Source organism: Agromyces sp. NPDC056965 (assembly GCF_042673425.1).
Lineage (GTDB): Bacteria > Actinomycetota > Actinomycetes > Actinomycetales > Microbacteriaceae > Agromyces.
Genome location: NZ_JBHURI010000095.1, coordinates 1 through 14389, shown reverse-complemented (window position 1 = coordinate 14389; position 14389 = coordinate 1). Strand labels below are relative to the sequence as shown.

Annotated in this window: 11 protein-coding genes and 1 tRNA gene; 6 read left to right on the top strand and 6 right to left on the bottom strand. The window is 73.2% G+C overall.

The annotated features are described in order from the left end of the window. From ACFTQE_RS17855 to ACFTQE_RS17830, 6 genes are all read right to left on the bottom strand, one after another. On the bottom strand, window positions 1-678 hold a 678-nt coding region (locus ACFTQE_RS17855), incomplete at its 3' end, for a PspA/IM30 family protein (RefSeq protein WP_376926334.1). 88 nt (window positions 679-766) lie between these two features. Then, window positions 767-2773, bottom strand: a complete 2007-nt coding sequence (locus ACFTQE_RS17850) for a TPM domain-containing protein (protein WP_376926333.1) — start codon at window positions 2771-2773, stop codon at window positions 767-769. A gap of 83 nt (window positions 2774-2856) precedes the next feature. Further along, window positions 2857-4320, bottom strand: coding sequence for a hypothetical protein (locus ACFTQE_RS17845; protein WP_376926332.1), 1464 nt, complete (start codon window positions 4318-4320; stop codon window positions 2857-2859). A gap of 159 nt (window positions 4321-4479) precedes the next feature. Next, a tRNA-Arg gene (locus tag ACFTQE_RS17840) sits at window positions 4480-4552 on the bottom strand. A gap of 66 nt (window positions 4553-4618) precedes the next feature. Further along, window positions 4619-5800, bottom strand: a complete 1182-nt coding sequence (locus ACFTQE_RS17835; protein WP_376926331.1) for an ROK family protein — start codon at window positions 5798-5800, stop codon at window positions 4619-4621. A gap of 36 nt (window positions 5801-5836) precedes the next feature. Beyond that, window positions 5837-6451: an iron ABC transporter ATP-binding protein gene (locus tag ACFTQE_RS17830; protein ID WP_376926330.1), complete on the bottom strand. Its 615-nt coding sequence runs from the start codon at window positions 6449-6451 to the stop codon at window positions 5837-5839. Window positions 6452-6490: 39 nt separating this feature from the next. Here ACFTQE_RS17830 and ACFTQE_RS17825 point away from each other — a divergent pair, with 39 nt between their 5' ends. From ACFTQE_RS17825 to thrB, 6 genes are all read left to right on the top strand, one after another. Then, on the top strand, window positions 6491-8164 hold the full coding sequence (locus ACFTQE_RS17825; protein WP_376926329.1) for an arginine--tRNA ligase: 1674 nt from the start codon (window positions 6491-6493) through the stop codon (window positions 8162-8164). 26 nt (window positions 8165-8190) lie between these two features. Next, window positions 8191-9219 (top strand): DUF2993 domain-containing protein, encoded by a 1029-nt coding sequence (locus tag ACFTQE_RS17820; RefSeq protein WP_376926328.1) that lies wholly within the window; start codon window positions 8191-8193, stop codon window positions 9217-9219. 178 nt (window positions 9220-9397) lie between these two features. Beyond that, window positions 9398-10855: a diaminopimelate decarboxylase gene (gene lysA / locus ACFTQE_RS17815; protein ID WP_376926327.1), complete on the top strand. Its 1458-nt coding sequence runs from the start codon at window positions 9398-9400 to the stop codon at window positions 10853-10855. Next, a complete protein-coding gene (locus ACFTQE_RS17810; protein ID WP_376926326.1) occupies window positions 10852-12162 on the top strand; it encodes a homoserine dehydrogenase in 1311 nt (436 codons plus the stop codon). The genes lysA and ACFTQE_RS17810 overlap by 4 nt, the downstream gene beginning before the upstream one ends. Continuing rightward, window positions 12159-13259, top strand: a complete 1101-nt coding sequence (gene thrC / locus ACFTQE_RS17805) for a threonine synthase (RefSeq protein WP_375837147.1) — start codon at window positions 12159-12161, stop codon at window positions 13257-13259. Before ACFTQE_RS17810 ends, thrC begins: the two co-directional genes overlap by 4 nt. Next, window positions 13256-14245 carry a homoserine kinase gene (thrB, locus tag ACFTQE_RS17800; protein WP_376926325.1) on the top strand — a complete coding sequence of 330 codons (990 nt, stop codon included), beginning with the start codon at window positions 13256-13258 and terminating at the stop codon, window positions 14243-14245. The genes thrC and thrB overlap by 4 nt, the downstream gene beginning before the upstream one ends. Window positions 14246-14389 lie beyond the last annotated feature (144 nt).

Below are 14389 nucleotides of genomic sequence, written 5' to 3'. Positions count from 1 at the left end.
GACCTCGGTGAGCTCACCGAGGTCGTCGAGCTCGTTGAACTGCGCGTCGAGGCTCGACGCGGCGAGCTCGGCCTGGCCGCGGACGACCGCCTCCTCGCGGCGGATCTTGTCTTCGAAGCGGCCGATGTCGCTCGTCGGGTCGAGGATGTCGATCGACTTGACGGCGTCGTGCACCTGCTTCTGCGCCTGCGCGGTCTTCGCGCGGGCGACGAGCTCCGAGCGCTTGTTCTGCAGCTGGACGAGCTTCTCCTTCATGCCGTTCAGGCCCGACTTCAGCTTGTCGACGACCTCGGTCTGCGCGGAGATCTGGGGCTCTGCGGCCTTCGCCTCGTTCTCGGAGGAGATCTGGCGGCTGAGCGCGACCTTCGCGAGGTTGTCGAACTTGTCGGCGCCCGACGCGTCGCCGGCCGAGCGCAGTTCGTCGCCCTTGCGGCTCGCGGCGACGGCCTTCTCGCCCCACTCGCGTGCGGCCTCGACGTCTTCGCGGTGGTCGTCCTCGAGGAGGCGCAGGTTGCCGATGGTCTCGGCGATGGCGGCCTCGGCGTCGGCGATCGAGTTGGTGTAGTCGCGCACCATCTGGTCGAGCATCAGCTGCGGGTCTTCGGCCTGGTCGATGAGGTTGTTGACGTTGGCTCGCACGAGCTGCGAGATCCGTCCGAAGATGGACTGCTTGGTCATGGTGGTTCCTTTCGTGGTGATCAGGGTTCGGTCGTGCCGGTTCGGGGTCGGTCGTGGTCGGCGACCGTCCAGCGGGTGGTCGGGTGGATCAGAATCGGCCTCCGCTTCCGCGCCGCGACCGGGTCGCGGAGCCGCCGAAGCTGCCGGCCGATCGGCCGCTGCTGCGCCCGCCGCCGAATCCTCCGGACGAGCGCCCTCCGCCGAAGCCGCCGCCCCCGCCGCCGCCGCCGAGGACGGAGTTGATGAGGATGCCGCCGAGCACGGCGCCGAGGACGTCGCCGCCACCGCCGGACGAGCCGCCGGCGGTGCCGCCGAAGCCGCCCATGCCGCCGCCGTAGCCGCCGACGTCGCGTTGCGCGAACGACATGGCCTCCGCTGCGAGCTGCTCCGCGCGTTGCGCGGAGGCGAGTGCGGCGGCGGGGTCGGTCGTTGCGGCGCCCTGGGCCTCGACGAGCAGTCGGCCCGCCTCGGCGAGGCGCGTCCGCGCCTCCGCGCCGATCGCTCCGCGGCGGGCGACCAGGTAGTCTTCGGCGGCCTGCACCTGCGATCGCGCGGTCGTGAGCGATCGTGAGAGCTGCGCCTGCACGCGAGCGGCCTGCTCAGCGGCGTCGCGCACGCTCTGGATCACGGCGTCGATCTCGGCGTCGACCTGTTCCAGCTTCGCCCGCAGCGCGATCGGATCGCGGCCGTGAGCGCTGATCGCCGCGCGCAGGGCCGCCGACTCGGCGGCCACTCGATCGGCGACCGCCGACGCGTCGGCGTTCGCCAGGCCGCGGGCGGTCGCGACGTCTCGGTCGAGCTCGTCGACGCCGGCGGCGATCGCGGCGTCCGCCGCCGCGAGATCGGCGGCGTGGCGCTCGACGGCGGCCGTCAGCAGGTTCGTCTGGTCGACGGACTCCTCGGCCGCGCGGATGCCGACCGCGGCCTGGGCGGCATCGCCCGCCGCGACATCCGCGCCCGCGGCCGCGAGCGCCTCGCGGGTGAAGCCGACGCGCGACCGCGCCTGCGTCAGGTTGTCGCTGACGGGTGCGACGGCGGATGCCGCGTACTGGGCGCCGAGCGCGGCGAGGCGCTGCTCGGCCGGTGCGATGGTCGCCTCCGCCGCGGCCGCCGCCGCCTGCACCCTGGCGAGCTGCGCGGGGGCGTCGCGTTCGAGCGCCCGCAGCTCGTCGAACTGCTCGGCCTGCTCGTCGAGCATGGCGTCGGCCTCGCCCGTGAGCCGGATGATGCCGCCGTACCATTCGCGGCGCTCGTCGTCGGTGTCGGGCGTGGCGTCGTCGAGCTGCTGCTGCAGCGTGAACGCCTGGGCGACCTTGGCCTTCGCGGCGTCGAGCGCGGCGCGGAAGGACTCCGTCGAGGCTTCGCCGTACGAGGCGACGGCGAAGCCGAGCTCCTCCTCGCTCGTCTTCACCGCATCGTCGATCTGCACGAGGGCGCTGCCCGCCTGACGGCGCAACTCGTCGATCGAGGGGAGCGGCACCTGGCCGGCACCGCCCTCGCCGGCGCCCGCCGCACGCTTCCTCTTGCGCCGTGCCAGCACGATCGCGATGATCACGACGATGACCGCGGCGATGACGATGAACCAGACGAAGCCCCAGCCGCTGCCGCCACCGCTGCCGGAGTCGCCGGCGATGGCGTCGGCGCCCGCGATCGCCGCTCCGGCCCAGTCGCCGTCACGGAGTTCGGGTTCGATCACCTCGCGGCTGATGCGGTCGATCTCGTCGGCGGAGAGCGACGCGTCGCTCGCAGCGGAGAGGTAGTAGGAGCCACCGTCGACGGCCACCGCGAGCAGGTAGTCGTCACTGCCCATGTTGTTGGCGACGGCCGTCTCGTCGGTCCATTCGACCGCCGTGGCGGGGTTCGTGAACGTCGAGACGTACGCGACGAAGAGCTGCCGCCCGCTGCGGTCTGCCGCGGCGTCGAGCGCGGCGACGACGTCGGCGGTCTCGCCCCCGAGCGCACCCACGGTGTCGACGACGGGGGAGGAGGTGAACGTGACGGGGTCCTCAGCCCATGCGAGGCCGGTCGCACCGGTTCCGATCACCACTCCGGCGACGATCGCGAGTGTCGCGGACCACTTGCGTACTGCGCGCATGCATCAGTGCCTTTCCCCCGTCCGAGCGGACGAATTCGAGTCTATGGGGAGGCGCCGCGCCTCGTCCATGTCTCGTGTGCGTGTCAGTCGCCGCCGGGTCGTTCGGCGGCGCCGCGCTCGTCGGCGCGTTCGAGGAGCCCGGCCACGAGGCCGGCGAAGAACCCGTCGCCGCCGGGCTCGCGGTCGAAGAGGCGCCCGCCCGAGGCCGGGGTGCCGGCGACGTCGTCGCGTGCGAGGCCCACCGCACGCCGGGCGAGGTGCGCCGCGGCATCCGCCTGATCGCGGGCGTCACCGGGAGCGAGGTCGGCGCGTGCCGCACCGGCGAGCACCTCGCGCGCCTCGACCAGCAGCACGGATGCCTCGTCTCGGCGAATGCGGGCGGCGCCGTCGACGGGTGCGGCCGCGAGCGTGTGCTCGGCGGTGCCCACGAGCATCCGCGCGGCGGCGAGGGCGCTCGACCGTTCGGCGAGCACGCGCTGCGACAACCGGCCGGCACTCGTGCCGGCGCGGATCTCGGCGTCGATCGCGGCATCGGCCCGCACGACCCGTCGTCCGAGTGCGAGGGGGTTTCGGCCCGCCGCCGCGAGCGCCTCCCGGAGGGAGACGGCCTCGGCGGCGAAGTCGTCGGCGACCGAGCGCATCCGCTCGCCGTCCATCGCGCGGGCGACCTCGATGTCGCGCTCGAGCGCGGCGATGGCGTCGGCGACCGCGAGGTCGTTCGCAGCGAGCGACGCGAGGTGCGCCTCGGCGGCGGCGACCCGATCGACCGCCCGCCCGAGATCGGCCCGGGCCGAGGTCAGGCGCACCGCAGCAGCGGTGCCGACTGCCGTCGCCGCGGGCGCGGAGATGTACGCTCGGGCATCGCCGAGTGCGTTGCGGGCGGCATCGAGGGCGGTCGCGGCGGGCTCGAGGGCGTCGGCGTCGTAGCGGTCGGCCGCGTCGGCGAGTCGGGCCGTCGCGCGGGCGAGGTCGCGGTCGGCCGCCGCGTGCTCGCCGACGAGCGACTCGCGCTCCTCGACGGCACGGGCGCCGAGCGCACGCAGCTGCTCGAGCGAGCGGGCGTCGCGGTCGAGGGAGGCATCGACGGCGGCCGTCAGGCGGAGGATCCGCTCGTAGGCCGCGCGCCGTTCGGCGACGGGGATGGTCGTGATGCCCGCGTCGCGCTGGAGCGCGAACGCCTCGGCGAGCTGCTCCCGTGCGTCGGCGTGCGCCGCGCCGAGCACGGCGGCCACCTCGTCGCCGTCGAGTGCACCCGCGTAGTCGACGTCGGCGGCGGCAGCCGTGACGCGGTCGTCGGATGCCACGAGGGCGAGCCCCGCTCGTCGCTCGAGCTCCTCGAGGCCGACGGCCGGCGGTGCTTGGGCCGCGCGACGACTGCTCGGCGCGAGCTCGCGCCGCTTCGCCCGGGCATCGAGCAGGCGGAGCACGACCACGGCGACCATGACGCCGCCCACGATGAGGAAGGGGAGGAGCCGGTCGAGGCTCCACGGATCCATCCAGCCGAGGGGAGCGGCCATGAGTTGCAGTGCTCCGGTGCTGACGTGCATGCGCGAGGCCTTCCTCGTCGGGCGAGTGCGACCAGCCGAGTCTACGGGCGTCGCCGACGCCGAGGCCGCACACGGGAGAAGCCCCGGCCCATGGCCGAGGCTTCTCGAACTCCCGTGCCGGCTGCCCGGCGCGAAGCGCCGGCACCACCACTCACAACGTGCCCCCGGAGGGATTCGAACCCCCGACCTACGGTACCGGAAACCGGCGCTCTATCCCCTGAGCTACGGAGGCGCACAGCTAGAGACATTACCACTTCGCGGGGCTCGTGCCCGACCCGTCGGGCGGCGGCCGGCCGGCTCAGGAGAGGCTCAGGCGGGCGACCGTGCCGAGCAGGTCGTCGCGCACCTTCGCGGTCAGGAACGCGCGCGCGCCGTGCAGGACCGGGTCGTGATCGATGCGCGTCGCGACGACCTCGGGGTACCACCTGCTGATGCTGCGGATGCCGCGCTCCACGGCTTCCGCGAGGGGCTGGCCGCCGACGATCGCCGTGGGCCCGGCGAGCACGAGGCGGCCGGGATCGAGCGTCGCGAGCAGCGGCAGCGAGATGTGCGCGACGCGCTCGCCGATCTCCTCGACGATCGCGGCGCGTTCGGGGCTCGCGGCGATCGCCTCGAGCGCAGATCGATGGTCGGTGTCGTCGAGTCCGTGGGCGGCCGCGATGCGGCGCACGGCCACGGCACCCGCGAGGTCCTGGCTCGTGACGGCGTGCACGTCGAGCGCCTGCGCGGCCGCCGACAGCGGGAGGAAGCCGATCTCGCCCGCGCCGCCGAAGCTGCCGCGGTGCAGGTCGCCGGCCACGTCGAACGACGCGCCGACGCCGTTGCCGAGCCAGAGCAGCGCGAAGACGTCGCGGCCCTCGCCCGCGCCGGACTCCCGTTCGGCGATCGCGGCGAGGTTCACGTCGTTCTCGACGAAGACCGAGACGCCGAGTTCGGTCTCGAGCGTGTGCCGCAGGCCGCTGATCGGCCAACCGGGGAGCGTCTCGCTGAAGAGCGTGCCCTCCTCGCCCGGGTCGACGTAGCCGGCGGTGCCGATGCAGACGGTGTGCACGACCGACGGGTCGGTGCCTGCGGCCTCGCTCGCGGCTTGGATCGCCGCGGAGACCTCGCGCACCGCGTCGCGCTCCGCCGCGTCGCGGGAGAGCGTCGTGCGGACGACCGGGCGCTCACCGCCGGCCGCGTCGACGACGGAGGCGCGGAGCTCATCGGCCTCGATCGCGATCGCGACGCCGAGGGGGCGATCGGTGCGGGCGGCGTACAGCGTGGCGCTGCGGCCGGGATTGCCGGCGACCTGCCCGCGCTCCTCGACCACGCCGGCGGCGATCAACCGGGTCATCATCATCGAGGCGGTGGGCTTGGACACCCCCACGAGTTCGCAGATGCGGTTGCGGGTGAGCGGCCCGTGGTCGAGCAGCGCCGAGAGTCCGACGCGGTCGTTGACCGCGCCGAGCCACGAGGGGGTGCCCTGTGCTGATCTCATCGTCGCTGGTCGCGTCTCATCGTCGCCGGACGCTCGTCAGGCGGCCGGGAGGTTGCCGAGCACGTCGGCGACGAGCTGGCCGGCGTCGCCGGGTTCGAAGAGCGCGGCGGACTGGATCACGATCCAGTACGGGCCGCTGAAGACCTGCACCTCGCCGCTGCCCGCGGTCTGGGTGAAGTAGCCCTCGACATCGGGAGGGGTGCCATAGGTCGGCACGGGGGTCGAGTCCATCGCGGCGTCGCTCTTGTGGGCGAGCAGGGCGGCGGGCGGGGGAGTCGCGACGCCGACCTCGATGAGCTCCCCACTCGTCTGGTTCAGCCAGCCGCACGCGGTTCCCTCCTCGGCGACCACGGCGACGACGTGCTCGCTCGACGGCGCGAAGTCGGGGGCCGTGCCGAAGTTCGGGTTGAACGCGTACACCTGATCGGGCGTGAGCAGCGCATCGCAGTCGATCGCGAACGGCACGAGGGGTTCCGCGGTCTGGGTCGGCTCGGCCGACGCGGTCGGCGTCTCGCTCGCCTTCGGCGGTGCGGTCGTCTTGTCGGGATCGGACGCTTCGCCGGTGCATCCGCTCAACAGCAGCACGGATGCCGCGACCACGAGTGCGACGGCGGCGGGGCGGGTGCGGGACAGATGGGGCGAGCGCAGCATGTGACGAACCTTACCAATGGCGGCGGGTAGGATTTGCGGGTGACTCCCGCCGACCTTTCGCACGCCCTGTACGCCCTCGTCCTCGCCATCGTCGAGCGACGTCGCGCCGCGGGCGACGAGGTCGCGTTCGGCCTCACCGAGAGCGACGTCGCGCTCGAGCGCCCGAAGAACCGCGACCACGGCGACTGGGCCTCGAACATCGCGATGCGCGTGGCGAAGCCGCTCGGCGTGAACCCGCGCGAACTCGCGACGGAGCTCGCCGCAGGGCTGGCAGGCGTCGACGGCGTCGCGAGCGCCGAGGTGGCCGGTCCCGGCTTCATCAACATCCGCCTCGACGCCGCCGCGGCCGGTGCGCTCGCGAAGACCATCGTCGAGGCCGGCCCGGGCTACGGCACGAGCGACACCCTCGCGGGCAGCGTCATCAACCTCGAGTTCGTCTCGGCGAACCCGACCGGCCCGCTGCACATCGGCCACACCCGCTGGGCGGCGCTCGGCGACTCGATCGGCCGGGTGCTCCGCGCCGCCGGCGCCGAGGTCGCCAACGAGTACTACATCAACGACGCCGGCAACCAGATGGAGAACTTCGGCGCGTCCGTGCTCGCCGCGGCCAAGGGCGAGCCGACCCCCGAGGGCGGCTATCCGGGCGCCTACATCGGCGAGCTCGCCCGCCAGGTGCTCGAGCGCGAGCCCAAGCTGCTCGACCTCGACGACGCCGTGGCGCTGCACACGGCGACCGAGATCGCCTACGAGCTGCAGCTCGCCGAGATCCGCGCCTCGCTCGCGCGGTTCAACGTGCACTTCGACGTGTGGACGAGCGAGCGCCGCCTGCACGCCAAGGGCGACGACGGCCTCTCCGACATCGACACGGCCGTCGAGCGGCTGCGCGCCCAGGGGCACGTCTTCGACCTCGACGACGCCGTGTGGGTGCGCACGACCGACTTCGGCGACGACAAAGACCGTGTGATCCGCCGGGGCAACGGCGTCTACACCTACTTCGCGGCCGACGCCGCCCTCTACCTCGACAAGGGCGACCGCGGCTTCGGCCACAAGATCTACCTGCTCGGCGCCGACCACCATGGCTACGTGCACCGCCTGAAGGCGCTCGCCGGCGCCGCTGGAGACGACCCCGAGCGCGACGTCGAGGTGCTCATCGGGCAGCTCGTCTCGATCAACGGCGCGAAGCTCTCCAAGCGCGCCGGCAACATCATCGAGCTCGACGACCTGCAGGCTTGGCTCGGCACCGACGCGCTGCGCTACACGCTCGGCCGGTATCCCGCCGATTCGCCGCTCACGATCGATCCCGAGATCCTGCAGCGCCGCACGAACGACAACCCCGTGTTCTACGTGCAGTACGCGCACGCCCGCACGTGCGCGGTCGATCGCAACGCGGCATCCGTCGGTCTCGACCGCTCGTCGTTCGCGCCAGAGCTGCTGACCCACGAGACCGAGTCGGCGCTGCTCGGCGCGCTGCAGGAGTTCCCCCGCATCGTCGCCCAGTCGGCCGAGCTCCGCGAACCGCATCGGGTCGCGCGCTACATCGAGGAGCTCGCGGGGCTCTACCATCGCTGGTACGACAACTGCCGAGTGCTGCCGCTCGGCGAGGAGCCGATCGGCGACCTCCACCGCACGAGGCTCTGGCTGAACGACGCGACGGGCCAGGTCATCCGCAACGGCCTCGAGCTGCTCGGCGTGTCGGCACCCGAACGCATGTGATCCACCACCCCGACCCGGAGGCCCCGATGGCGAAGCACGGCGACGAGCACGATGCGGGCGAGGTCCCCGAGACGACGGCACCCGGCGTGCCGGTCGAGCCCGATAACGCGCAGCCGACCGCGGTCATCGGCACCGGTGACGACGCGCCGGGCGCCACCGCGGTCATCGAGCCGGTCGCCGCCGACGAGCAGCCGACCGAGGTGTTCGAGCCGTACGCGGCCGCGGGCGCAGCAGCGGGTGCCTCCGCCGCTGCCGGCGGTGCCGCTGCCGCGACTCCGAGCGATGCCCGCGCCGAAGCGCCCCGTGAACGGCGGGGGCTCGGTCGCGGCGCCCGCATCTGGATCGTCGTCGGCGTGGTGCTGGCGGTGGTCGTCGCGCTCGTCGTCGTGGCCGACATCCTCGCCCGCGGCATCGCCGAGCAGCGGGTCGCCGAGGAGATCGAGGCCAACCTGCCCGACGGCGTCGAGGGCGACGTCGACGTCGCCATCGGCGGGTTCTCGGTGATCGCGCAGTACCTCTCCGGAACCATGCAGCACGTCGAGCTCGACGCGCCCGCGCTGACCGTCGACGGCACGCCCCTCGCCGTCTCGGTCGTCGCAGAGGGCATGCCGGTCGACCTCGAGTCGTCCGTCGACCGTCTGACGGCGACGATCACCGCCGATGCGGACTCGGTGAACCAGCTCATCACGGTCGCGGGCGTCGAGACCGGGCTCACCCTCGGCGAGGGCACCGTCGGCTACGAGGGCCGCATCGAGGTCTTCGGCCTCCCGATCACCTATCAGGTGACCGCCACTCCGGTGGCCGCGGGCGGCTCGGTGCTCCTCGAACCCGAAGCCGTCGAGGTCGGCGCAGTCGGCGCATCCATCGACGTGTCGGGCATCGTCGAGCGGCTCCTCGGCGGCGACCCGCTCGAGGTCTGCATCGCCGACCGGCTCCCCGCGGGCGTGCAGCTCGAGTCGATCGCGGTGACACCGGGTGCCGCGGCGGTGCGGCTCCAGGCCGACGGCCTCGTGCTCGACTCCGCGAGCCTCGAGCAGAAGGGCACGTGCGGCTAGAGCCGCCGCGCCGCCTCCCATGGCGAGCGGCCCTCGGCGGCCGCGGGAGCGGGCATGTCGAGTGCTCGATTCGGCTCGGCATACGCCCCTCGATAGACTCGCCGTACGCCGACTCACGAGGTCGACGCGCACAGCCGGCTTCAGGAACCGATCCGGGTTCGCTCGCCGCGAGCGACCCATGCCTTCGATTTTCCGTCCCGTGAGGTTCCCCGTGGCATCCACCGCACCCCTCCCCGGCTGGCTCCGTGCGCCCGACGACGCCAACGCGCTCGCTCCGCTCGTCTGGCCCTCCACCGCTTCGCGCGACGAAGCCGGCCGCCTCGTGATCGCCGGCCGCGACGCGGCCTCGCTCGCCGCCGAGTTCGGCACGCCGCTCTACGTCGTCGACGAGGCCGAGGCCCGCGCCCGGGCCGCGCGCACGAAGCGCGCCTTCGACGACGCCGCGGCCTCCATCGGCACGACTGTGACGGTCTATTACGCCGGCAAGGCGTTCCTCTCGGGAGCGATCGTGCGCTGGGTGACCGACGAGGGCCTCGCCGTCGACGTGTGCACCGGCGGCGAGCTCGCCGTCGCACTCGCGGCGGGCGCCGACCCCGCCCGCATCGGCTTCCACGGCAACAACAAGTCGATCGCCGAGATCGAGCGCGGCATCGCCGCAGGCGTCGGCGCGATCGTCATCGACAGCGAGATCGAGATCGAGCGGGTCGCGGATGCCGCGGCGCGCGCCGGCCGGGTGCAGCCCGTGCGCCTCCGAGTGAACAGCGGCGTGCACGCCTCGACGCACGAGTTCCTCGCGACCGCGCACGAGGACCAGAAGTTCGGCGTTCCGCTCGACCGGGCGGTCGAGCTCGGCGCTCGCATCCGCTCGCACCCCTCGCTCGCGTTCCTCGGCCTGCACTGCCACATCGGCTCGCAGATCTTCGACGCCGCCGGCTTCGCCGAATCCGCCGAGCGCCTGCTCGGCGTGCACGCGGAGCTCTCGACGGCCGCCCCCGTTCCCGAGCTGAACCTCGGCGGCGGGTTCGGCATCGCCTACACCTCCGCCGACGAGCCCGCCCCCATCGAGGAGATCGCCCTGGGGATCGTGGCCGCCGTCGCCGCCGGGTGCCGCGAGCACGACGTGCCCGTGCCGAAGCTCGCCTTCGAGCCCGGCCGTTCGATCATCGGCCCCGCGGGCGTCACGCTCTACACGGTCGGCACCATCAAGCCCGTGCCGATCGAGGGCGGGGTGCGCCACTACGTCTCGGTCGACGGCGGCATGAGCGACAACGCGCGCACCGCGCTCTACGGGGCCGAGTACTCGGCGCGCATCGCCTCCCGCGTCTCCGACGCGGCCCCCGCGCTCGTGCGGGTCGCCGGCAAGCACTGCGAATCGGGCGACATCGTCGTCGACGCCGAGTACCTGCCGGGCGACGTCGCACCGGGCGACCTGCTCGCGGTGCCGGCCACCGGCGCCTACTGCTGGCCGCTCGCGTCGAACTACAACCACGTGCCACGGCCGCCGGTCGTCGCGGTCCGCGACGGCGCGGCGCGCGTCATCGTGCACGGCGAGACCGAGGAGCAACTCCTCGCGCGCGACGCCGGGCTCGAGGCATCCGCCGGCGACGACCGCGCCATCGAAGGGAACCCTGCATGATCGAGTACCGCTCCATCCGAGTGGGCCTGCTCGGAGCGGGCTCCGTCGGCTCGCAGGTGGCACGCCTCCTGCTCGAGCACTCCGACGAGCTCGCCCAGCGCATCGGCGCCCGCATCGAGCTCGTCGGCATCGCCGTGCGCGACGTCGACGCGAAGCGCGACACCGAACTGCCGCGCGAGCTCCTGACGACCGACGCCGACGCGCTCATCCTCGGCTCCGACATCGTGATCGAGCTCATGGGCGGCATCGAGCCGGCGCGCACGCTCGTGCTGCAGGCGATCGCCTCGGGCGCCGACGTCGTCACGGGCAACAAGGCGCTGCTCGCGAACCACGGTCCCGAGCTCTTCGCCGCCGCCGAGCAGGTCGGGGCGCAGCTCTCCTACGAGGCCGCCGTCGCCGGAGCCATCCCCATCATCCGGCCGCTGCGCGACAGCCTCGCGGGCGACCGCATCGACCGGATCCTCGGCATCGTCAACGGCACGACGAACTTCATCCTCGACCGCATGGACCAGACCGGGGCATCCCTCGAGGACGCCCTGGCGACGGCGACGGAGCTCGGCTACGCCGAGGCCGACCCGACCGCCGACATCGGCGGCTACGACGCTGCGCAGAAGGCGTCGATCCTCGCGAGCCTCGCATTCCACACGAGTGTCCCCGTCGAGGCCGTGCACCGCGAGGGCATCACGGGCGTCTCGGCCGAGCAGGTCGACTCCGCGCGCCGTGCGGGCTACGTCGTGAAGCTCCTCGCGATCTGCGAGCGGCTGACCGATGCCGAGACCGGCGAAGAGGGCGTCTCCGCGCGGGTCTATCCCGCGCTCGTGCCGCGCAGCCACCCCCTGGCCGCCGTGCACGGCGCGAACAACGCGGTGTTCGTCGAGGCATCCGCCGCCGGCCCGCTCATGTTCTACGGCGCGGGTGCCGGGGGAGTGCAGACCGCCTCCGCCGTGCTCGGCGACCTCGTGGCGATCGCGCGCCGGCACGTCATCGGCGGCCCCGGCACGGCCGAGTCGACGCATGCGGCGCTGCCCGTGCTCGAGATCGGGCGCATCACGACCCGCTACGCCATCACGCTCGAGGTGGCCGACGAGCCGGGCGTGCTCGAGCAGATCGCGCGGACCTTCGCCGCCCACGGCGTCTCCGTCGAGCAGTTGCAGCAGACCGTCAGCGAGGGCTCAGAGCGGGCTACGCTGGTGATCGGGACGCACGAGGCGAAGGAGTCCGCGCTCGCCGAGACCGTCGCCGCCCTCGCCCAGAGCCCTGTCGTCGCATCCGTCGCGTCCGTCCTCCGAGTCGAAGGAGCAGTGTGAACACCCCCATCACCCCCAAGGCCAACTCGCGTCAATGGCGCGGAGTCATCCGCGAGTACGCGCACCGGCTCGACGTCACCGACGCGACGCCGATCGTCACCCTCGGCGAGGGCGGCACGCCGCTCCTGCCGGCCCCCGCGCTCTCGGCCCGCACCGGCGCCGACGTCTGGGTGAAGTTCGAGGGCATGAACCCCACGGGCTCATTCAAGGACCGCGGCATGACCATGGCCGTCACGAAGGCCGTCGAGCACGGCGCGAAGGTCGTCATCTGCGCGTCGACCGGCAACACCTCCGCCTCGGCGGCCGCCTACGCCACCCACGCCGGCATCAAGGCCGCGGTGCTCGTGCCCGAGGGCAAGATCGCGATGGGCAAGCTGAGCCAGGCCATCGCCCACAACGCGGAGCTGCTGCAGGTGCAGGGCAACTTCGACGACTGCCTCGACATCGCCCGCGACCTCGCGGCGAACTACCCCGTGCACCTCGTGAACTCGGTCAACAACGACCGCATCGAGGGGCAGAAGACGGCGGCGTTCGAGGTCGTCGAGGCGCTCGGCGACGCGCCCGACTTCCACTTCATCCCCGTCGGCAACGCCGGCAACTACACCGCCTACACGCGCGGCTACCGCGAGGACATCGCGGCGGGCAACGCCACGCGGATGCCGCGGATGTTCGGCTTCCAGGCTTCGGGCTCGGCCCCGATCGTGCGCGGCGAACCGGTGAAGGACCCCGACACCATCGCGAGCGCGATCCGCATCGGCAACCCGGCATCGTGGGAGCTCGCCCTGCAGGCGCGCGACGAGACCGACGGCTACTTCGGCGCGATCGACGACGACAAGATCCTCGAGGCGCAGCGCATCCTCTCGGCCGAGGTCGGCATCTTCGTCGAGCCCGCGTCGGCCATCTCGGTCGCCGGCCTCCTCGAGCGCTCGGCTGCGGGCGTCGTCCCCGCCGGCGCGCGCGTCGTGCTCACGGTCACCGGTCACGGCCTGAAGGACCCGCAGTGGGCGCTCCGCACGGCCGACGGCTCCGACGTGCAGCCGACGATCGTGCCGGTCGACACCGCGCAGATCGCCTCGGTGCTCGGGCTCTCCTCATGACCGGCGCAGCTGCCGTCGCCGGCGCCGGCGCATCGGGAGCCGACGTCGCGACCTCGTTGACCGGGCGCCGCGTGCTCGTGAAGGTCCCTGCGACCTCGGCGAACCTCGGCCCCGGCTTCGACACGCTCGGTCTCGCGCTCGCGAGGTACGACGAGCTCGAGGTCTCGGTTCCCGATGCCTCGGCGGCGCCGGGCGCCCCGGCGCTCGAGGTCGAGGTGCACGGCGTCGGCGAGGGCGAGGTGCCGCTCGACGAGTCGCACCTCGTCGTGCGCGCGATCGCCCACACCTTCGCCCGTGCCGGCGTGCCGATGCCGGCGCTCAAGCTCGTGGCGCACAACGTCATCCCGCACGGCCGCGGCCTCGGCTCCTCGGGCGCCGCGATCGTCGCGGGCGTCGTGGCGGCCAAGGGGCTGCTCGAGGGCATCGTCGATTTCAGCGCCGACGAGCTGCTCGACCTCGCCACCGAGCTCGAAGGGCACCCCGACAACGTGGCGCCCGCGCTCTTCGGCGGCCTCACGATCGCCTGGGTGACTCCCGAGGGCCCGCGGCACAAGAAGCTCATGGTGCACCGGGGCGTCTCGCCGCTCGTGCTCGTGCCCGAGCACGAGATGTCGACGGCGCTCGCCCGTTCGCTGCAGCCCGAGTCGGTGCCGCACGAAGACGCCGTCTTCAACGTGTCGCGCTCGGCGCTGCTCGTCGCCGCGCTCATCCAGAGCCCCGAGCTGCTCTTCCAGGCCACGGAGGACAAGCTGCACCAGCACTACCGCGCTGCGGCGATGCCCGAGACCGATCGGCTCATCCGGGTCCTGCGCGAGGCGGGGCATCCGGCGGTCGTCTCGGGTGCCGGTCCGTCGATCCTCGTGCTCGCGAGCGACCCGAGCGAGCGAGCAGCGGCCATCGCCCTCGTCGAGGCCTCCGCCGACACCGCCTGGCAGGCGCTGCCGCTCGCGGTGGACTTCAAGGGCGCGACGGTTCAGAGCGCCTAGCGCGTCGCGGGGGGCCCGCGGGCGAAACCCCGGGCCCCCCCCGTGCGGCTACGCACCCCCGGGCCCGCGGGGGGGGGGGCCGAACGCGCGGGGGTGGTTGAATAGTCACGCCCCCCCGCCGGGTACCCCAGGTGGGGGCCCCCC